The 21689-nt window shown below is 33.6% G+C and carries 16 protein-coding genes; 11 read left to right on the forward strand and 5 right to left on the reverse strand.

Annotated elements, in window-relative coordinates; genetic code table 11:
• The first annotated feature begins 1 nt into the window (after position 1).
• From RM519_RS02065 to RM519_RS02115, 11 genes are all read left to right on the forward strand, one after another.
• A complete protein-coding gene (locus RM519_RS02065) occupies positions 2-1309 on the forward strand; it encodes an amidohydrolase family protein (protein ID WP_311591841.1) in 1308 nt (435 codons plus the stop codon).
• Between the two features lie 129 nt (positions 1310-1438).
• Positions 1439-2818 (forward strand): hypothetical protein, encoded by a 1380-nt coding sequence (locus tag RM519_RS02070; RefSeq protein WP_311591843.1) that lies wholly within the window; start codon positions 1439-1441, stop codon positions 2816-2818.
• Positions 2819-2854: 36 nt separating this feature from the next.
• Complete coding sequence (locus tag RM519_RS02075) at positions 2855-3658, forward strand: TrmH family RNA methyltransferase (protein ID WP_311591844.1); 804 nt, start codon at positions 2855-2857, stop codon at positions 3656-3658.
• A gap of 46 nt (positions 3659-3704) precedes the next feature.
• Positions 3705-4943: a M48 family metallopeptidase gene (locus RM519_RS02080; RefSeq protein ID WP_311591845.1), complete on the forward strand. Its 1239-nt coding sequence runs from the start codon at positions 3705-3707 to the stop codon at positions 4941-4943.
• A 44-nt stretch (positions 4944-4987) separates the two neighbouring features.
• Positions 4988-7210, forward strand: coding sequence for a RelA/SpoT family protein (locus RM519_RS02085; RefSeq protein WP_311591846.1), 2223 nt, complete (start codon positions 4988-4990; stop codon positions 7208-7210).
• 100 nt (positions 7211-7310) lie between these two features.
• Positions 7311-7763: a Fur family transcriptional regulator gene (locus RM519_RS02090; RefSeq protein ID WP_311592550.1), complete on the forward strand. Its 453-nt coding sequence runs from the start codon at positions 7311-7313 to the stop codon at positions 7761-7763.
• A 9-nt stretch (positions 7764-7772) separates the two neighbouring features.
• Positions 7773-9044, forward strand: coding sequence for an adenylosuccinate synthase (locus tag RM519_RS02095; RefSeq protein WP_311591847.1), 1272 nt, complete (start codon positions 7773-7775; stop codon positions 9042-9044).
• Positions 9045-9160: 116 nt separating this feature from the next.
• Positions 9161-10852: an OstA-like protein gene (locus RM519_RS02100; protein ID WP_311591848.1), complete on the forward strand. Its 1692-nt coding sequence runs from the start codon at positions 9161-9163 to the stop codon at positions 10850-10852.
• Positions 10852-12042: an aspartate aminotransferase family protein gene (locus RM519_RS02105; protein ID WP_311591849.1), complete on the forward strand. Its 1191-nt coding sequence runs from the start codon at positions 10852-10854 to the stop codon at positions 12040-12042. The genes RM519_RS02100 and RM519_RS02105 overlap by 1 nt, the downstream gene beginning before the upstream one ends.
• 100 nt (positions 12043-12142) lie before the next feature.
• Positions 12143-12490 (forward strand): hypothetical protein, encoded by a 348-nt coding sequence (locus tag RM519_RS02110; RefSeq protein ID WP_311591850.1) that lies wholly within the window; start codon positions 12143-12145, stop codon positions 12488-12490.
• Between the two features lie 287 nt (positions 12491-12777).
• Complete coding sequence (locus RM519_RS02115; protein WP_311591851.1) at positions 12778-13125, forward strand: hypothetical protein; 348 nt, start codon at positions 12778-12780, stop codon at positions 13123-13125.
• 61 nt (positions 13126-13186) lie between these two features.
• Here RM519_RS02115 and RM519_RS02120 read toward each other — a convergent pair whose 3' ends face one another.
• From RM519_RS02120 to RM519_RS02140, 5 genes are all read right to left on the reverse strand, one after another.
• Positions 13187-13747: a TlpA family protein disulfide reductase gene (locus tag RM519_RS02120; protein ID WP_311591852.1), complete on the reverse strand. Its 561-nt coding sequence runs from the start codon at positions 13745-13747 to the stop codon at positions 13187-13189.
• 112 nt (positions 13748-13859) lie between these two features.
• Positions 13860-15587 (reverse strand): hypothetical protein, encoded by a 1728-nt coding sequence (locus RM519_RS02125; protein WP_311591853.1) that lies wholly within the window; start codon positions 15585-15587, stop codon positions 13860-13862.
• An 81-nt stretch (positions 15588-15668) separates the two neighbouring features.
• Positions 15669-16334, reverse strand: a complete 666-nt coding sequence (locus RM519_RS02130) for a Crp/Fnr family transcriptional regulator (RefSeq protein ID WP_311591855.1) — start codon at positions 16332-16334, stop codon at positions 15669-15671.
• Between the two features lie 102 nt (positions 16335-16436).
• Positions 16437-18704, reverse strand: a complete 2268-nt coding sequence (locus RM519_RS02135; protein WP_311591856.1) for an aconitate hydratase — start codon at positions 18702-18704, stop codon at positions 16437-16439.
• A gap of 186 nt (positions 18705-18890) precedes the next feature.
• Positions 18891-21668 carry a bifunctional aconitate hydratase 2/2-methylisocitrate dehydratase gene (locus tag RM519_RS02140; RefSeq protein WP_311591857.1) on the reverse strand — a complete coding sequence of 926 codons (2778 nt, stop codon included), beginning with the start codon at positions 21666-21668 and terminating at the stop codon, positions 18891-18893.
• Between the last annotated feature and the right edge of the window lie 21 nt (positions 21669-21689).

The following is a 21689-nucleotide window of genomic DNA, read 5'->3' on the forward strand; positions in this document are numbered from 1 at the left end:
GATGAAAAAATTAATTTTAAAAATAAGTTTAGCCTTTTTGTTTGTGAGTTCACAAATATTGGCACAGCAAACACCTGGTTTAACTCAAAGTGAATCTATACTTATAACTGGTGTTACTGCACATATTGGAAACGGAACGGTTATAGAAAACGCCGCTATTGGATTTGATAATGGTAAAATATCATTTGTAGGAGCCACCGCCACTGCGAATCAAAATGATTTTAATCAAGTTATTAATGCTGAAGGCAAGCATGTTTATCCTGGCTTTATTGCATCAAACACTACAAGTGGATTGGTAGAAGTTGATGCCGTTAGAGCATCTAGTGACATTGATGAAACCGGATCTATGCTTCCGCATATTAGAAGTATTATTGCTTATAATGCTGAATCTAAAGTAACAGAGTCATTAAGACCTAATGGAATTTTAATGGGACAGGTTACACCTAGAGGTGGTACTATTTCTGGAACTTCTTCAATAGTTCAGTTTGATGCTTGGAATTGGGAAGACGCTGCTATAAAAGTTGATGACGGTATCCATTTGAATTGGCCATCGGCAATTAGAAATGGTAGAACATGGATGGGTGAAGAAAGTGGACCAACACATGATAAATCATACTCTGCGAATCTAACCAAGTTAAAAACATACTTTAACGAAGCAAAGGCGTATTTACAAGGAGGTCAAACACCTAGAAATTTACCTTTTGAATCTATGAAAGGGTTATTTGACGGCTCACAAGGATTTTTTGTACATGCCGGTGGTGTAAAGGAAATTACTGATGCCGTAAATTTCTGCAAAGAAATGGGTATTTCAAAATTGATCATTGTTCATGGAAACAATGCTCATTTAGTTGCTGATTTATTGGTAAAAAACAACATCCCAGTTATCATAGATAGGTCGCACTCTCTTCCTTCTCATAATGATGAAGATGTTAATTTCCCATACAAAAGAGCAGGAATCTTAACAGACTTAGGCGTTACTGTAGCCATTGGTATAGAGGGCCAAATGGAACGTATGCAATCTAGAAATCTACCATTTTATGCAGGTACTTGTGCTGCGCATGGAATGGACAAAGAAGATGCCTTAAAATTAATTACTTCTAATGCTGCAAAAATTTTAGGAATAGATGACATCGTGGGCACACTTGAAGTTGGTAAACATGCTACTCTTTTTGTGTCAGAAGGAGATGCATTAGATATGAGGACTAACAATTTGTCTCATGCTTTTATTCAAGGTCGAAAATTAAGTTTGGAAACACATCAAACTGAACTTTGGAAAAGGTATATGAATAAATATGAAAACCAAGATTAAGGTCTTCATCAAAAAACTAAAAAGCCGTGTTTATACACGGCTTTTTTTTATTTACTTTTGAACCAATAAAATTTTTCTAAAGAATCAATGGCGCACAAGAATTTTCTCACCTTTATTTTGACTATTTTAATGGTCAGTCTAACTTTTTCACAGAGGAATTATAAATTTGAAAATTTTGGAAACAGGTCTATTTTATTAAATGGAAATGTTACTGGAAGCGTTGATGATCTAGGAGCTACTTACTATAACCCTGCTCGATTAGCCCTTATTGAGGACCCTGTTTTTTTAATCAATGCCAAAATGTTTCAACTAACCAATGTCAAGTTAGATAACGTAACATTAGATGGCAATAACTTATCTTCTTCAAATTTTGATGGAGTACCAAGTATGATTGCTGGAACATTTAAAATTAAGTCCTTAGAAGGCCATCAATTTGCCTATACGTTCTTTTCTAGGAATAGATCAGATCTTTCTGTAGGTTACAATAGTAAAATTGAAGAAAATGATTATTTCAACTCTGATTATGAGATTTCTAAATACATAAATGATACAAGAATAAACAATCAATTACGCGAAAATTGGTATGGTGGCTCTTGGGCTAAATCCATAGCTTCAAATTTTAGTATAGGAGCATCCCTATTCTTTTCAACCTACAAATTTGAAAATGGATATTCAGAAGATCTAAATGCAATTAGTGAATCTAACGCCGTTTCTAGTTATAATAATCTCGTTTATTTCGAACAAAAATCATATGGTTTTTTTGGAAAAATAGCGGCTGCTTGGGTTTTACCAAAGGTTGAAATAGGTGTAAATGTTGACCTTCCATATATAGAAATTTTTGGTGATGGAGAATTTAAATACGAGGAATATTTGTCCGGTTTCTCAGATGAAAATGATATTTTTACTTTTAACCAATTCGAAGATGTAAACACTAAGAGAAAATACCCATTTGGTATTTCTACAGGTGTTGGCATCCCTATTAAAAAGCATCAGATACATGCTAATTTAAGTTACAATGTTGGTGTAAATCCATATACGAAAATTGAAATTCCTATATTGGAAAGTGAAACAGAAACCGACTTGCCTACAATTAGTTTTGTTGAAGAACTAAAGCCAACGGTAAATTTTGGTGTCGGAGGTGAATTTTTTGTGTCTGAAAAATTAAATGCTTACGGTAGTTTTTCTACTGATTTCTCCCCTTTTGTTCAAATCGACTCCATAGAATATCCGAACGCCTCAAAAGACCTTAATTATGAAACGGATTATTATCATGTTGGTTTTGGGGTAAATGTATCTCATAAATGGGCTAATTTTATTCTTGGAACCGTCTATTCTAGAGGAAACACAGATAAATTAAAATTAAATAGTATACCTTTAAACGTAACTGACCCGAATGAACAATACAGCAGACTCAATGTAAATCGTTGGAGATTTATTTTAGGTTTAGAAGTTTTATTTTTAGACAATTCAAAACTTGAAAAACTAGGGTTAGACAATAAACTTTTTTAACAAATCTTTTAATCTATTTTACCGTATTTTTGGCGTATGATTAAGCAGATTTCAAGTCTTCAAAACCAACTTATAAAAGATTTAGTTCTTCTAAAAGAAAAATCAAAGGTTCGTAAAAAATCAAGGCGTTTTTTAATAGAAGGAAAACGTGAATTGGAATTGGTAGCTACAAGCGGATATTCTATTGAAAAAATACTTTTTGAACCCTCGTTAATTTCTCTAGAGACTATTAAACAAATCATTGATACTAAAGAGTTAGAGTTGATAGAAGTTTCAAACGATGTTTATTCAAAAATTGCGTACAGAAGTACTACCGAGGGAGTAATTGCCGTTGCCAAATCTAAAGATTTAGGATTGAACAATTTAAAACTTTCACCAGAATCTCCCTTAATCGTAGTAGCCGAAGCTCCAGAAAAACCAGGCAATATTGGTGCATTACTGAGAACAGCAGATGCGGCCAATGTAGATGCCTTTATTATTGCAAACCCAAGAACAGATATGAATAACCCTAATATCATTCGTTCAAGTGTTGGATGCTTATTTACCAATAACGTAGCGACAGGGACTACATCGGAAATTATTACCTTTTTAAAAGAAAGAAACATTCGTATCTACTGTGCAGCATTGAAAGAAGATTCAGAAAACTACACCTCTCAAAATTATACTTTTGGGACGGCTATTGTCGTTGGTACCGAGGCCACAGGCTTATCAGATCAATGGCTAAATAATTCAGACAAAAACATTATTATTCCAATGCTGGGCAAGATCGATTCTATGAATGTTTCGGTATCTGCTGGAATTCTAATCTATGAAGCCAAAAGACAACGAAAATTTATCTAATTTTTACAGTCAATTATTCCATAATTAAAGCACGATAAAATTTAATATGTTCAACGCACAATCACTTTTCTATATACTCATAGCAATAATAATTGTTAATTTTATTTTCGATAAATTATTGTCATTTTTAAACGCTAAACATTTTGCTGATGCACTGCCAGAAGAAGTTGCTGATGTTTATGATGAAGAGGAGTACAATAAATCTCAATTGTATAAGATGGAAAACTTTAAGTTCGGGTCAATAACATCTACTTTTTCAATAATTTTAACTATTACATTTTTCCTGTTAGACGGATTTAGAATTGTAGACGAATATGCACGATCATTTAGTTCAAATTCTATCTTAATTTCGCTCATGTTTTTTGGTATTATTATGATTGGAAGTGACATCCTAACAACTCCTTTTTCATATTATAAAACTTTTGTAATAGAAGAAAAATTTGGGTTTAACAAGACAACCAAAAAACTATTTTGGTTAGATAAACTTAAAGGACTTTTGATGACTGCATTCATAGGTGGAGCAATTCTTTCTTTAATAGTTTGGTTTTATAATATTACTGGAATTCTTTTCTGGGTTTATACATGGGTTCTTATTGCCGTTGTAACACTATTTATGAACATGTTCTATTCAACATTAATAGTGCCTTTATTCAATAAACAAACACCTCTAGAAGACGGAGGATTAAAAAGTCAAATTGAAACTTTTGCATCTAAAGTTGGCTTTAAATTAGACAAGATATTTGTCATTGATGGATCCAAACGCTCAACCAAGGCCAACGCATATTTTGCTGGATTTGGTAAAACCAAACGCATTGTGTTGTATGACACCTTAATAAACGATTTAAATACGGACGAAATAGTCGCTGTTCTTGCACATGAAGTTGGTCATTACAAAAGAAAACATACCATATTTAATCTAATTGCCTCGATAATTTTAACAGGACTTACTCTATTTATTCTGTCTTTGCTAATCAGCAATCCACTGTTGTCAGAAGCCTTAAACACTCAACATAGTTTTCATATTGGTCTAATTGCATTTGGAATTCTGTATAGTCCAATATCAGAAATTACGGGGCTAATCATGAATTACATTTCTAGAATATTTGAATATCAGGCAGATAATTACGCAAAGGAACATTTTGCGTCTGAACCCTTAATTACGTCCTTAAAAAAATTATCAAAGAATAGTTTAAGCAATTTAACACCTCATAAAGCTTATGTTTTTATGCATTATTCTCACCCTACATTAAGAGAACGCGTTGTGAATTTAATGGACAAAAACTAATTATTTTAACTTGTTAATTTAATAATTTCCCTTACTTTTATTCTATGGCATATACCGTATCTATAGAAGAAGAAAATAAGGAAATTGCGGCTAGGTATAAGGATTTACTAAAAGGTACTTACCAACGATTAACTACACAGGATAAGAAAGATATTCGAAAGGCATTTGAACGCGCACTAGAAGCGCATAGCGACCAACGTCGCAAAACGGGTGAGCCTTATATATATCATCCAATTGCAGTTGCAAAGATTGTTGCCTATGAAATTGGCCTCGGGCCGACTTCAATTGTTGCTGCTCTTTTACATGATGTTGTTGAAGATACTCACTATACTTTAGAAGATATTGAAGGAGAATTTGGTGAAACCGTCGCTAGAATTGTTAATGGCTTGACTAAAATATCAAGGTTAAGTAAGGAACAAGATGCTTCCATTCAGGCAGAGAATTTTAGAAAAATGATTCTTACATTACATGACGATGTTCGTGTAATTCTAATAAAAGTTGCAGACCGTTTGCACAATATGCAAACAATGGATGCAATGCCAGAATACAAGCAGCAAAAGATTGCTTCTGAAACGCTCTATATCTATGCTCCTTTGGCTCATAGACTTGGATTGTACAACATTAAAACGGAATTAGAAGACTTAGGATTAAAATACACTGAATCTGAAGTTTACAATGACATTTTAGGAAAAATTGAAGATAGTAAAGAAGACCAAGAAAAATATATCAAATCCTTTTCAAAGGTTATAAAGACCTCGCTAACAAAAGAAGGTTTTTCATACAAGATTAAAGGTAGAACCAAATCTATCTACTCTATCAGAAGAAAAATGAGGGCTCAAAGTGTTTCTTATGATGAGATTTATGACAAGTTTGCAATTCGAATCATTTATAAATCGGAACAGACACAAGAAAAGTTTGATGCGTGGAAAATATATTCGATTGTTACAGATCACTTTCAACCTAATCCAACTCGACTAAGAGACTGGATTACTCAACCAAAAACAACAGGATATGAATCATTGCATATTACAGTAATGGGACCACAAGGTAAATGGGTTGAAGTTCAGATAAGATCTGAACGAATGGATGAAATCGCGGAGAAAGGGTATGCAGCACATTACAAATACAAAAATGCTTCGGAAAAAGAAAGTGGATTGGATACTTGGTTAAATCGCCTAAAAGAAACTTTAGAAAATCCAGATGTTAACGCTGTTGATTTTGTTGAGGACTTTAAATTAAATTTATATGCCGACGAAATTTTCATCTTTACACCTAGAGGCGATTTAAAGCCAATGCCATCAAACGCTACGGCTCTAGATTTTGCTTTCTCTATTCATACAGAAATTGGAATGCGCTGTAGAGGAGCAAGAATAAATGGTAAATTAAAACCTATCAATCACGTTTTAAAAAGTGGTGATCAAGTAGAAATTATTACGGCTGCTCAGCAAAAACCTAAACTTAGATGGTTAGATTTTGTTGTAACGGCAAGAGCAAGAGCTAGAGCTAGAATTAAAGCATCTTTGAGAGAAGAGCAAAAAGAAATTGCAAAAGAAGGTAAAGAAGTGTTAACGCGTAAATTACGCTCTCTAAAATTAACCTTAAACGAACCTTTAGTAAATGAGCTCGTCGGCTATTTCAAACTTAAAACAAGTCAAGATTTATTTTTTAGGGTTGGTAATGGTTCTATAGAAAATAATCAATTAAAAGAGTTTGCATCCCAAAGAAGTAATGCGTTCTTTAACTTCTTTAAAAAGCGAATGCGTAATACACCAGACGCGGCAACAATTCATAAAGAAGAAATTAACGAAAACTACGACATGTTAGTTTTCGGCAAAGAAGAAGAACAACTTGACTATACATTAGCAAAATGTTGCAATCCTATTGCAGGAGATAAAGTTTTTGGGTTTTTAACCATTAATGAAGGAATTAAAGTTCATAAAAAAGATTGCCCAAATGCAGTAAGTCTTCAAGCAAATTACGCTTACAGAATTATGCAAGCAAAATGGATTGACTCCACACAGCAAGATTTTAACGTGTTTTTGCATGTAAGTGGTACCGATAAATTTGGGTTGGTGAGTCAATTAACTCGTGTAATATCAACCAATATGCATGTTAACATTCATAATTTAAATATTAGCGGATCGGATGGTGTATTTGATGGTCGAATTACAATTAGTGTTAAGAATAACCAACAATTAAAGAAATTAACTGAAAACATTAAAAAGATTGATGGAATCGAAAAAGTTGAACGAATTTACAAGCAATAATAGGATTAGTTTAAAAGGTTAAATTATTTCCCATTTTTCAAGTTCTACTCTAAAAATTTACATTAATTTTGTCTTTTTGTTTTACTACATATAAAATATGATTGATAACAAAGATAATCAAGCAATTGTTCGTGATGTATTTGTTAAATACTTAGAATCTAACGGGCACCGTAAAACTCCTGAACGCTTCGCTATACTCCAAGAAGTGTATAATTTAACCGAACATTTTGATATCGAATCTTTGTATATCAATATGAAAAATAAAAAGTACCGTGTTTCTCGTGCTACTTTATATAATACCATCGAATTATTATTGGAATGTGGTTTGGTTAGAAAACATCAATTTGGCCAAAGTCAGGCACATTATGAAAAATCTTTTTTTGACAAACAACATGATCATGTTATTTTAACAGATACGGGTGACGTTATGGAATTTTGCGATCCAAGAATTCAGATTATCAAAAAAACAATAGAAGAAACATTTAATATAAATATTCACTCTCATTCGCTTTATTTCTACGGAACTAAAAAGGATGAAAACAACAACGCATAACACAACACAATGGCTGTAAATTTATTATTAGGATTGCAATGGGGCGATGAAGGAAAAGGAAAAATTGTTGATGTATTAACAACAGATTATGACATCATTGCACGTTTTCAAGGAGGTCCAAATGCTGGACACACCTTAATTTTTGATGGACACAAACATGTTCTTCATACCATTCCTTCAGGAATTTTTCATAAAACAGCAGTAAATGTTGTGGGTAATGGAGTTGTTATTGATCCAGTAATTTTCAAAAATGAATTGGACAATTTGGACAAATTTAATTTAGATTTTAATTCAAAGTTATTAATCTCTAGAAAAGCACATTTAATATTACCTACACACCGCTTGCTTGATGCGGCTTCAGAAGCATCTAAAGGAAAGGCTAAAATTGGTTCGACTTTAAAAGGTATTGGTCCAACATATATGGACAAAACAGGAAGAAACGGTTTACGTGTTGGAGATTTAGAAATGGCTAATTGGGAAGAACGTTTTGATAACTTAACTCAAAAGCATTTAAAAATGCTTGATTTCCATGGAATTGAATTGGAATACAACTTAGATGAATTGAAAGCAGAATTTAATAAAGGAATCGAAAGATTAAAAGAATTGACCTTTATTGATAGTGAAGAATATTTGAACAATGCCATGAAAAATGGAAAAACTATTCTTGCTGAAGGTGCTCAAGGTTCTTTATTAGATATTGATTTTGGAACCTATCCGTTTGTAACTTCTTCTAATACTACAGCGGCTGGCGCTTGTACGGGCTTAGGAATTGCTCCAAACAAAATAGGCGATGTATTCGGTATTTTCAAAGCGTATACAACAAGAGTTGGGTCTGGCCCCTTCCCTACAGAGTTATTTGATGAGGATGGTGCACGTATGGCTAAAGTTGGTCACGAGTTTGGCGCTACTACTGGTAGACCAAGACGTTGTGGATGGTTAGATATTGTGGCTTTAAAGTATGCTGTTCAAGTAAATGGAGTTACACAACTAATGATGATGAAAGGTGATGTTCTTTCAGGTTTTGATACTTTAAAAATATGTACTTCATACAAATATAAAGGAGAAGAAATTTCTCATTTCCCATTCAATATAGATGAAGAAAATATCACACCAATCTATACAGAGTTTAAAGGATGGGAAGATGATTTAACACAAATGACTTCTGCCGATGAATTACCTCAGAACTTATTAGACTATATTGCTTTTGTAGAAAAAGAAGTTGAAGTACCTGTAAAAATTGTTTCTGTTGGACCAGATAGAAAACAAACTATTATCAGATAAAATTTTAATTGTTGATTAAAGACAATTTTATATATAAAAAAGGTTTCTAGTATAATGGAAACCTTTTTTAATTTAAAACATCACAAAACAATAAAATGGAATAATTAACATTAAATATGTTAGATTTGTTTCCGGAAGAGACACCATTTATGAAGCGCTATATTTTACTTCTTTTATTATGTTTTTCAGTTACAGTTTTTGCACAAAAAACGACGAAATTAAATGTGATAAATGCTGATTTTACTTATCCAGATAAAAATAATCCAGATGCTACTGTATCAACGGGAAATGTTTTTGTTGAAATTAATGGAGCTACTATACAATGTGAAAGAGTTGTTTTAAACAAAAAAACAAATTTCTTAGAAGCTATGGGGAATGTAGTGTTAAACCAAGGAGATTCGGTACATCAAACAAGCGATTTTGCCAATTACGACGGTAACAAAAAATTTGCCACATCTTGGGGTAATGTTGTTCTTAAAGACCCTACAATGACGCTTACCACAGACAAACTGAACTTCGACAGGGCAAAACAACATCTATTCTATGGAAATTATGGAACGATTAAAGACAGTATTAATGTATTAAATAGTAAACAAGGTAATTACTATTTAGATGCTAAAAGATTTCAAGCCTTTACTAATGTTACAGTTGTAAATCCGGATCAGACATTAGAAACTGATCATTTAGAATATTTTACCGAAACTGGAAAAGCCTATTTATATAAACCCTCAACAATTACAGGTGATGACAGTGTTGTTTACACTGAAAAAGGTTTTCATAATACCAAAACAAAGATTTCTCATCTTACAAAAAACTCATGGATAAAATATGAGGACAGATTAATTGAAGGTGATAGTTTGTTTTACAATGAAGCAACCAGTTTTTCATCTGCGACGGGAAATATAAAGATTACAGACACTATTAACAATAGCATTTTAAAAGGTGGTTATGGCGAGTTCTTTAGAACATTAGATTCTGCTTTCGTAATTCAGAAAGCACAGGCTATTTCACTTATTGAAAATGATTCTTTATATATTCATGGAGATACGTTATTGGTTACAGGTAAATCAGATAATAGAATTGTTAGAGCATACCATCATGTTAAAATTTTCAAAGAGGATTTACAAGGTAAATGTGATTCTTTAGTAAGTGTTCAAGCAAGTGGATTAACAAAAATGTTTAGAAAACCTATCTTGTGGGCCGAAGAAAGTCAGTTAACAGGTGATGTAATTCATTTTTTGTCTAATTCAGAAACAGAACAATTAGATTCTTTAAAAATATTAGGGAATGCCTTTATGATTCAAATTGATTCTGCAGGATTCAATCAAACCAAAGGGAGAAAAATTCTAGGTAAATTTAAAGAAAATGATCTTCGTATTATTGATGTTCTTGGAAATGCTGAAACATTACAATATGTTAGAAATGATAAACAGGAATTAATTGGAATTGATAAAACTAGAGCTAGTAATATTCATATTACCCTAGAAAAAAATAACATAAAGACGATAGGATATATTGGAAAACCTGATGGAAAAATATATCCTGAAGAAGAAATTCATGTAAACGATCGTAAATTTAAAGGGTTTCATTGGCGAGAAAGTGAACGACCTACGAGCAAGGAAGAAATTTTTATACATGATCCAGGTGACGAATTAATGATCCAAAAAGATCGCATTAGAGAACGCGAAGAAAAACAAAAAGCTCTTAGAGATGGTGAAAAAAAACGAAAACAAGAGTTAGAAATGAAGGCTATGATACAAAAGCAAGACAGCCTAAGTAATCTAGAAAAGAATAAAATAAAAAATTAGTGCAAGAGGACTTTCTAAAATATCAAGCACAAACTTCTCCTCACCCACTTTCACTGAAAGTTTCTCATGCAGATGGATCTTACATATATGACGCTTCCAACAAAAAATATTTAGATTTCATAGCCGGTGTATCAGCAAATAGTTTAGGACATAATCATCCTAAAATTAAAAAAGCAATTATAGATCAACTCGAAAAATATACCCATGTAATGGTATATGGTGAGTTTATTCAGAATCCACAATTAGAATTTACAAAAGAACTAGCTAAACATCTTCCTGAAAAATTAAGCACTACTTATTTAACAAACTCAGGAACAGAAGCAACCGAAGGTGCTTTAAAATTAGCGAAACGATTTACGGGTAGAAGTAAAATAATTGCTTGTAAAAATGCCTATCATGGCAATACTCAAGGTGCAATGAGCGTATGTGGTGTCGAAGAACAAAACAAGGCATTTCGTCCTTTAATACCAGGTATTGATTTTATTGAGTTTAATAATGAACTCGATTTAGAAAAAATTACTACGAATACTGCAGGAGTCATTATTGAAACCATACAAGGTGGAGCAGGTTTTATCGAGCCCACAAACAATTACTTAAAAAAGGTGCAGAATCGTTGTAATCAAGTTGGTGCACTCTTAATACTGGATGAAATACAAACTGGAATTGGTCGTACAGGTAAGTTCTTTGGATTCGAAAATTACAATTGTGTTCCGGATATTGTGATTTCCGGTAAAGGATTGGGTGGAGGTATGCCAATTGGTGCCTTTATATCTTCTCATAAAATAATGTCGTGCTTAAAAGATAAGCCAAAACTTGGGCACATTACAACTTTCGGAGGACATCCAGTGATTGCGGCTGCTGCTTTGGCTACAATTAAGGAAGTAACTTCGACAAATCTAATTTCTGCTACTTTAGAAAAAGAGGCCTTGTTTCGCTCCTTATTAATTCATCCAGCCATAAAAGAAATTAGAGGAAAAGGATTAATGCTGGCCATAATAGTTGACAATGAGGAATTAGCCTCAAAAATTATTCTTCGTTGCTTAGAAAAAGGCTTGTTGTTGTTTTGGCTATTGTTTGAAGGAAAGGCCATTAGAATTACACCACCTTTAACAATTTCAGACAAAGAAATAAAACACGGCTGTAACCTGCTGGTTACAAGTATAGAAGAACTTTATAAGGGTTCACTCTAATTGTTAAACTTTTCCCAAAGTAGATTTTGTCTGCAACAAAAATATTCTTGAGACGTCTTTTTGATATAACATTAATTAAACTAATAACTAAAATCATATCATGAAAAATTTAAAAGTATTTATCTCAACAATTGCATTAACTTTATTCATTGGATCTTTTGCTTATGCAAATCCATCAACTAAAACAAATCAAAAACAACAACTAAGATCTGAGCTTGTTCAATTATTAGGAAATTTAGAAGAAGTGAATGAAGAAAGTGAAATAACAGCCAGCGTTTCATTTATTATAAATGAAAAAAATGAAGTTGTTGTCATTTCTGTAAATTCTAAAAGTTCTCTAGTTAGAGAAATTGTAAAAGGGAAATTGAACTATAAAACTGTAAAGGCTTCTGGAATTGAAAGAGGAGAAATTTACAGCGTACCTTTAAAAATTGAAAAGGATAGTTAGACTGCTACGTAAACTAAACCACATTGAAATCCGCTAAATACCAATTTAGCGGATTTTTTTTGTAATAACACAAAAATAGTCCCTGTTAAGGCCATTTTTAAATCTCTATAAGATTAAAGAAAATAGAGATTTATATATATTGAGAATATTAAGGATTAATGATTTAACAATAATTAACCTAAAAATTGTTAATAATCGTTAAACTTTTGCTAAAGTTCTGATTTACTGCAACAAATCAGAGAAATCATCGTCTATTTGATATAACGTTTAACTAAAAAAACTAAATCATGAAAAACTTAAAAGTAATTATTTCAGCAATGATGTTGACATTGTTTGTGGGAGCAACAGCATTTGCTAGTACACCAACCAAAACAGCACACAAAAATCAATTAAGAGCAGAACTTGTAAAATTAATGGGGAGTTTAGAAGAGTTTGATGAGGAAACGAACTTAACTGCATTTGTATCATTTATAGTTAATGATGAAAATGAAGTTGTAGTAATCTCAGTAGATTCAAAAAGTACTCGTGTTGACGCAATTGTAAAAGGTAAATTAAACTACAAAAACGTTGTAGCAAGCGGAATCGAAAGAGGTGAAGTTTATATAATGCCTTTAAAAATTGTAAAACAAAGTTAGTATGACAAAAACATTAGAAACATTTTAAAAGATCGCTGAGAATTCAATTTTTAGCGATTTTTTATTTTTCAATCAATTCATCTAACAACTTTCTAAGGCTATCACTGTTCCAATCTGCTGGGCCAACCTTATGAACTACTATTTCTCCTTTTTTATTTAAAATATACGTTGCTGGGATACTCGATACCTTAAATTCCTTAGGGGTTAAAGATCTCACATTATATGATGGCAAAGAATAATTCTTTTTCTCCAAAAATCTATTAACTACATCCTTTTGTTCACTTGTAACAAAAACAAACATTAATTTATCAGCATACGTATCAAATAACTTTTGGATACTGGGCATTTCTGCTCTACAAGGTGGACACCAAGTAGCCCAAAAATTAATAAATACAACTTTTCCTTTTGCATCGTTAAAATCTATATTCTCTGTGTTTAAACCTTTTAAAGTCCAATTATAACTTTTTAATACCACGGGGTTATCTTCTGTATCAATTGTTGTAATCATTGCTCTAAATTTTGAAGCATACTCCTTCATCACTCCACCTATAGGAGTAAATATGAGTGCTGCAATAATTAAAAACAGAATAAAATTTGACCTTTGGGATTTACTAAATTTCATAAATTTGAATTGTCTGCACTTAGTAGTATTTAAGTTGAATCAATTACAAAAGTACTCAAAAAAAAAGCGCACCTTAAACTAAGGTACGCTATTAACTAAATATGTATGATTATTAATTCCTTGTTACAGTAATAGAATTTGACAAACTGAAACATCCGGATAAGTCATTCGCATTCATACCAACTTCAGCACCCATTAAACCATCTTCAAAGCGCAAGTACCAAATTAAGCAAACTCCGGTTCCTGCTCCATCAAAATTAACTCCTTCTAAATCTGCCATTGTTCCTGGTAGCCCCAAAATTTCACCCGTATCATCTGTAATAACAAATGTGCTATTAGTTCCCATAGCATTTGCATCAGTAGTTATTCCACTTATGTAATCTGGTGTTCCGTCAATAGTAAATGTAAATGGCCCTCCACTTAATGTTCCTGCTTCTGGCATATTTCGAGTTACCACAATTGAATTTGACAAACTGAATACACCCATAAGATCATTAGCATTCATTCCTACTTCGGCTCCAGTTAATCCATCTTCATAGCGTAAATACCAAATTAAACAAACACCAGCACCTGCGCCGTCAAAATTAACACCTTCTAAATCTGCCATTGTTGGTGGAAGCCCTAAAATTTTACCAGTGTTATCCGTAATTACAAAGGTACTATTAGTTCCCATTGCGTTTGCATCTGTACTTATTCCACTTACATTGTCAACTGTTCCATCAACACAAAAAGTGAATGGACCACCTGATAAGGTCCCTGCTACTGGTCCTGCTAATCTGTTTACGGATATGGAATTTGATAAACTAAATATTCCATCTAGATCATTGGCGTTCATCCCTACTTCTGCACCCATTAAACCATCTTCAAATCGAAGATACCATATTAAACAAGTACCCGTTCCTGCACCATCAAAATTAACACCTTCTAAATCTGCCATTGTTGGTGGAAGTCCCAAAATTTTACCTTGGTCATCGGTAATTACGAATGTACTATTTGTTCCTACTGCGTTGGCATCTGGAGTCACTCCGGTTACATAATCTGGAGTTCCGTCAATATAGAATGTAAAGGGTCCTCCTGATAATGTTCCTGCCATAGGCTCTGCGATTCTTGTTACCCTTATCGAATTTGATAAGTCGAATGTTCCTCCTAAATCATTAGCATTCATTCCAACTTCTGCTCCTGTCAAATCATCTTCAAATCGGATATACCAAATAAGACATACACCTGCACCAGCACCGTCAAAATTTACACCTTCTAAATCTGCCATTGTCGGCGGAAGGCCTAAAATAACCCCTTGATCATCCGTTATTACAAAAGAACTATTTGAACCAACGGCATCTGGATCAGTAGCAATACCACTAACATAATCTTCTGTACCGTCAACTATAAATGTAAAAGGGCCACCTGTAATCGTTCCTGCTTCTGGAGCACCTAGCCTAGTAACAGTTATTGAATTAGACAAATCAAAAGTACCGCCTAAGTCATTTGCATTCATACCCACTTCAGCACCCGTAATATCATCTTCAAAACGCAAATACCAAATTAGACAAATACCTGTTCCTGCTCCATCAAAATTGACGCCCTCTAAGGCTTCTAATGTTGGCGGAAGTCCCAATATAAGACCTTGATCGTCTGTTATTACAAAAGAACTATTTGTTCCAACCGCATTAGGATCAGTAGTTATTCCGCTTACATAATCTGCCGTACCGTCAACTATAAAAGTAAAGGGTCCACCAGCAATAGTACCTGCGTTAGGAACAATAACAATATCGTCATCATCATCGCAACTAACCATTAAAAATCCGAAGGCAACAAAGGCCAAAAGCAACATTTTTTTCATTGTAATTAAGTTTAAATTATATACTTACAAATCTAAATGTCACATTCGATATAAAATGTTAGGTATCTAACACTTCTTAAATTAAGCCTGAAGTAATTCTATTTTTTTTCTATCAAAGTTCAACAATCCTTCTTCTTTTAACTCATTCATAATTATATTAAGAGTTGGTCTTGAAGTACCAATAAGTGAAGAAATATCTTTTTGTGTATAAGGGTGTATAATAACTTTATGCCCTGTTTCTGGACAATCATATCCATAATCATCGCATAACTCTTGAAGAAATTCCTGCAACCTCGTTTTTGCATCTTTAAAAAGCAATAACTGAAGTCTACGTTCTAATTTCTTAATTCTAAAATTCATTAACTTATAAAAACCTAGGGCAAATTTCTTATTATCTAAAATTAATTCTTGCAGCGTTTCGGCTTCAATAGGGCATATAGAAGTTTTGTTATTCAAAGATTGTGCAAACTCATTTCTCTTTTCTTCCCCTAATATTGCTTTCTCTCCAAACACTTCTCCTTTGGAAAGTATTGCTTTTACTACTTCCTCTCCGTCTTCAGTATAATATCCCAATTTAATTTTACCCTCATTAATTAGATATACCTTGTTTGCTGAATCATCAGTAAAATATATGTAATCGGTTTTGTTGTAATGATTAAAATCATGAGTCTCTTTGTAGGCGCCAAACTTATGAGGACATAATATTTTAAAGAGATTTACACATTCTAAGTACCAAATGTTTTTCATAAAAGAGATTAAGTTTGATTTTCTATTGTTTAGTCGTTAAAATTACAAAACCTCACAACTTAATGTTATGAGGTTTTTTGTATTACTATATATTACTAGAAATTAAGCATTCTCCTTCTTAATTAAATTCAATGCCGAACCTTCCTTATACCATTCTATCTGACCATGATTGTATGTATGATTTAATTTAATCATATCAACCGATTTATCAGAATGTATTATTTCTAATGTTAATTGTTTTCCTGGAGAAAATTTATCCAAATCAACAAAATTGAATATGTCATCTTCTTGTATTAAATCGTAATCACCTTCATTGGCAAAGGTCAGTCCTAACATACCTTGTTTTTTAAGATTGGTTTCATGAATTCGAGCAAATGATTTTACAATAACGGCAGCAACTCCCAGATGTCTTGGCTGCATGGCCGCATGTTCTCTAGAAGATCCTTCTCCATAATTATGATCACCAACTACAATTGTTTTTATACCTGCTTCTTTATATTTTCGTTGTACATCTGGCACACCTCCGTAAGAACCATCCAATTGATTTTTAACAAAGTTGGTTTTTTTATTAAAGGCATTTACTGCGCCAATTAAAGTGTTATTTGCAATATTATCTAAATGCCCTCTAAATCTTAACCATGGTCCAGCCATAGAAATATGATCTGTTGTGCATTTTCCATACGCCTTAATTAATAATTTCGCACCCATAATTGCTTCTCCTAAAGGAACAAAAGGCGTTAACATTTGTAAGCGCTGAGAAGTTTCATTTACTGCAACATTTACCCCACTTCCATCTTCTAAAGGCTCCAAATACCCATTCTCTTTAACCTCAAAACCTTTAGGAGGTAACTCCCATCCAGAAGGTTCTTCTAACATCACTTTTTCGCCATTCTCATTTATTAAACTATCGGTTAACGGATTAAAATCTAATCTTCCTGCAATAGCGATTGCCGCCGTTAACTCTGGTGACGCAACGAACGCATGTGTATTCGGGTTCCCATCGGCACGCTTCGCAAAATTTCTATTAAATGAATGTACAATACTGTTTTTAGGAGCGTTTTTCGGGTCATTATATCTCGCCCATTGTCCAATACAAGGTCCACAAGCATTTGTAAATATTTTAGCATCTAGTTTCTCGAATACTTGTAAAATTCCATCTCTTTCTGCAGTATACCTAACTTGTTCCGATCCAGGATTTATTCCAAATTCGGCTTTCGTTTTTAAGCCTTTATCCAATGCTTGCTGTGCTATTGAAGCCGCCCTAGATAAATCTTCATAAGACGAGTTCGTACAGGAACCTATTAATCCCCATTCTACTTTTATTGGCCAATCGTTATCTTTTGCTTTTTGAGTCATATCTGAACCAACCTCAGTAGACAAGTCTGGAGTAAAGGGCCCGTTTAACAACGGTCCTAATTCTGATAGGTTTATTTCGATTACTTGATCAAAATATGCATCAGGGTTCTCATATACTTCAGCATCCGCCGTTAAATACTCTTTTACTTCATTTGCTGCTTCTGCAATATCGGCTCTTTCTGTAGAACGTAAATATCTTTCCATTGATGCATCATAACCAAATGTAGAAGTAGTTGCTCCTATTTCGGCACCCATATTACAAATTGTTCCTTTACCTGTACAAGACATTGCGGTAGCGCCTGGTCCAAAATATTCTACAATGGCTCCAGTCCCTCCTTTTACCGTTAGAATTTCAGCTACTTTTAGAATTACATCTTTTGGAGCCGTCCACCCAGATAATTTTCCCGTTAACTTCACTCCTATTAATTTTGGGAATTTCAACTCCCACGCCATACCAGCCATAACGTCTACTGCATCAGCTCCACCAACTCCAATGGCTAACATGCCCAATCCACCAGCATTTACGGTATGAGAATCCGTTCCAATCATCATTCCTCCTGGAAATGCATAATTCTCTAAGACTACCTGGTGTATAATTCCTGCTCCTGGTTTCCAAAATCCAATCCCATATTTATTAGATACTGATTCTAAGAAATTAAACACCTCACTACTTACATCATTCGCATGCTTTAAGTCTATGGCTGCTCCTTCCTTAGCCTGAATAAGATGATCGCAGTGTACCGTTGTTGGCACTGCTACTTTCTCTTTTCCTGCTTGCATAAATTGTAATAGCGCCATTTGAGCAGTAGCATCTTGACATGCTATTCTATCTGGCCCAAAATCTACATAATCTTTCCCTCGTTTAAATCCCGATCTTGGGATTCCCTCCCAAAGATGGTTGTATAATATTTTTTCTGAAAGCGTTAAAGGCTTTCCAACTACTTTTCTTGCAGAGTCTATCCGATCTGCCATTCTAGCATAAACCGACTTTATCATTTCAATATCAAATGCCATAACTTTATTTTTTAAATTTCTTCTGCACTAAGGTACAAAATTAGAAAGCCATTTAATCTGAAATTATATAGACTTAAATTATATAAATAGTGCTAAAATCTATTGAATCATGGATATATATTACTATAAAGACACAAAAAAGCCCAAGTTTTACTTGGGCTTCAATGCTATTTTTATTAAAAATTCTTATAAAACTAATTGCTTTTTAGAAGGTGCAAATCTTGTAAGGACAATTCCATCAACTGCCGCTTCATATTCTTCCATTGTAGGAGTTCTACCCAATACAGTAGATAAAACTACAACTGGCGTGGATGATAATAAAGATTCTCCTTTCTTCTCGCCAGAATCCTTAACGACTCTACCCTGGAACAAACGTGTAGATGTTGCCATTACCGTATCTCCTGGTTCCGCTTTCTCTTGGTTACCCATACATAAATTACATCCAGGTCGCTCTAAATACAACATATTCTCATACTTTGTTCTTGCTGCTCCTTTAGGTGCATTATCATCAAAAACAAATCCAGAGTATTTTTCCAACACATCCCAATCTCCTTCAGTCTTTAATTCATCAACTATATTATATGTAGGAGGAGCAACTACTAATGGCGCGTTAAATTCAACTTTGCCATTTTGTGACTCAATATTCTTTAGCATTTGTGCCAATATTTTCATGTCACCTTTATGCACCATACAAGATCCAACAAATCCTAAATCAACTTTCTTAGTTCCACCATAAAACGATAAAGGTCTAATGGTATCGTGTGTGTATCGCTTAGATACATCTTCATTATTTACATCAGGATCCGCAATCATCGGTTCTGCAATCTCGTTCAGATCAATTTCAACTTCGGCATAATAATTTGCATTCGCATCTGGTCTTAAGGCTGGTTTTTCTCCAGACTTAACCTCTGCTATTCTAGCATTTGCTTTGTCTACTAAACCTTTAAGAACTTGCTTTTCATTATCCATTCCTTTTTCAATCATAATCTGAATACGATCTCTAGCAATTTCTAATGACTCAATTAAAGTATCATCTTCAGAAATACAAATTGAAGCTTTTGCTTTCATTTCAGCAGTCCAATCTGTAAATGTAAATGCTTGATCCGCTGTTAAGGTTCCAATATGGACTTCTATAATTCTTCCTTGGAATACGTTTTCTCCACTAAACTGTTTCAACATCTGTTGTTGTGTGGCGTGAACAACATCACGGAAATCCATGAAGTTTTTCATATCTCCTTTAAAGGTAACCTTAACAGATTGCGGAATTGGCATTGTTGCTTCTCCAGTTGCCAATGCAAGTGCCACGGTTCCTGAATCGGCTCCAAAAGCAACTCCTTTAGACATACGTGTATGAGAGTCACCTCCAATTATAATATCCCAATCACCAACAGTAATATCGTTCAATACTTTATGAATCACATCTGTCATAGCATGGTAACTTCCCTTAGGGTCACGAGCAGTAATTAATCCAAAGTCATTCATAAACTTCATTAACCGTGGAATATTAGCTTTTGATTTATCATCCCAAACTGATGCCGTATGACAACCAGATTGGTATGCACCATCTACAATTGGAGAAATAACGGTTGCAGCCATCATTTCTAATTCTTGAGAGGTCATTAATCCAGTAGTATCTTGAGATCCAACAATATTCACTTCTACTCTAACATCAGAACCTGCATGTAAAGCTTTACCGGGCGTCGTCCCAACTGCGTTTTTATTAAATATTTTCTCAACCGCCGTTAACCCTTGTCCTTCAACAGAAATTTCTTTTGAAGTTGCATATACCTGAGGAACCTTAATTCCTATAGTTTTTGCAGCAAACGTTTGTAATTTTTTACCGAAAACAACGGCATAAGATCCTCCTGCTTTTATAAACTCCTTTTTCTGTGGCGTTAAAGAAGCGGAAATATCCATTAATTCCACATCTCCGTAATATAATTTTTTCTCTTTTGTGTTTATGGTTAAAACAGTTCCTGTTTCAACAGAATACGTCTGCTTTAATACTGGCTCTCCATCGGCATCTACAATAGTATTTCCATCAACATCTTTTTGCTTTACCCAGTTTTTAAGGTCAATTCCGATTCCACCTGTAACACCTACAGTTGTTAAGAAAATAGGAGATATTCCATTTGTTCCTGCAATTACAGGTGCTATATTGATAAAAGGTACATAAGGACTCGCTTTTATTCCTGTCCATAGAGCAACATTATTTACTCCAGACATTCTAGAAGATCCTACTCCCATAGTCCCTTTTTCTGCAACTAACATAATTCGCTTATCAGGATGTGCTTGCTTTAACGCTAACACTTCATTCTGCATCTCTTTATTATGTTCAAATAAACATTGACCGTGTAATTCACGATCTGATCTTGAGTGTGCATCCCCTCCAGGTGATAATAAATCTGTAGAAATATCTCCAACACCTGCGATATAAGTAACTATTTCAATCTCTTCCTCTATTTCAGGAAGTTTTGTAAAGAAATCTGCTTGCGCGTAACTTTCAATAATTTCTATTGCAATCGCATTTCCAGCTTCATATGCTTCTTTTAAACGATTGGTGTCTGCTTCATACAAGAAAACTTGTGTTTTTAATACTTTTGCCGCCTCTTGTGCATTTAATGCATCATTACCCAAAGCCAAGTCTAGAAGAACTTCAATAGATGGCCCACCTTTCATATGCGATAATTGTTCAAAAGCAAATTCAGAAGAAATTTCTTCGACGACTGATTCACCAAGAATTATCTCTTTCAAAAACTTAGCTTTAACACCTGCAGCACTTGTAGTACCTGGCAAAACGTTGTAAATAAAGAAATTTAAAGAGTCTTTTCTATACTCATTTTCTAAATCTTTAATTTGAGAAATTATTTCGCTCAATAACTGTGATTCATCAATCGGTTTTGGATGTAATCCTAAACTTTTTCTTTCTTCGATCTCATTAATGTAATCCTTGTAAGTGTTCATATATTCGAATTCTTTTCAATG

Source organism: Urechidicola vernalis (assembly GCF_031846385.1).
GTDB classification, from domain to species: domain Bacteria; phylum Bacteroidota; class Bacteroidia; order Flavobacteriales; family Flavobacteriaceae; genus Urechidicola; species Urechidicola vernalis.

Excerpts from the sequence above, each read along its gene's own strand:
- RM519_RS02065 (WP_311591841.1), top strand. The coding sequence starts at position 2 with ATGAAAAAATTAATTTTAAAAATAAGTTTAGCCTTTTTGTTTGTGAGT.
- RM519_RS02070 (WP_311591843.1), top strand. The coding sequence starts at position 1,439 with ATGGTCAGTCTAACTTTTTCACAGAGGAATTATAAATTTGAAAATTTT.
- RM519_RS02075 (WP_311591844.1), top strand. The coding sequence starts at position 2,855 with ATGATTAAGCAGATTTCAAGTCTTCAAAACCAACTTATAAAAGATTTA.
- RM519_RS02080 (WP_311591845.1), top strand. The coding sequence starts at position 3,705 with ATGTTCAACGCACAATCACTTTTCTATATACTCATAGCAATAATAATT.
- RM519_RS02085 (WP_311591846.1), top strand. The coding sequence starts at position 4,988 with ATGGCATATACCGTATCTATAGAAGAAGAAAATAAGGAAATTGCGGCT.
- RM519_RS02095 (WP_311591847.1), top strand. The coding sequence starts at position 7,773 with ATGGCTGTAAATTTATTATTAGGATTGCAATGGGGCGATGAAGGAAAA.
- RM519_RS02100 (WP_311591848.1), top strand. The coding sequence starts at position 9,161 with ATGTTAGATTTGTTTCCGGAAGAGACACCATTTATGAAGCGCTATATT.
- RM519_RS02110 (WP_311591850.1), top strand. The coding sequence starts at position 12,143 with ATGAAAAATTTAAAAGTATTTATCTCAACAATTGCATTAACTTTATTC.
- RM519_RS02115 (WP_311591851.1), top strand. The coding sequence starts at position 12,778 with ATGAAAAACTTAAAAGTAATTATTTCAGCAATGATGTTGACATTGTTT.
- RM519_RS02120 (WP_311591852.1), bottom strand. The coding sequence starts at position 13,747 with ATGAAATTTAGTAAATCCCAAAGGTCAAATTTTATTCTGTTTTTAATT.
- RM519_RS02125 (WP_311591853.1), bottom strand. The coding sequence starts at position 15,587 with ATGAAAAAAATGTTGCTTTTGGCCTTTGTTGCCTTCGGATTTTTAATG.
- RM519_RS02130 (WP_311591855.1), bottom strand. The coding sequence starts at position 16,334 with ATGAAAAACATTTGGTACTTAGAATGTGTAAATCTCTTTAAAATATTA.
- RM519_RS02135 (WP_311591856.1), bottom strand. The coding sequence starts at position 18,704 with ATGGCATTTGATATTGAAATGATAAAGTCGGTTTATGCTAGAATGGCA.
- RM519_RS02140 (WP_311591857.1), bottom strand. The coding sequence starts at position 21,668 with ATGAACACTTACAAGGATTACATTAATGAGATCGAAGAAAGAAAAAGT.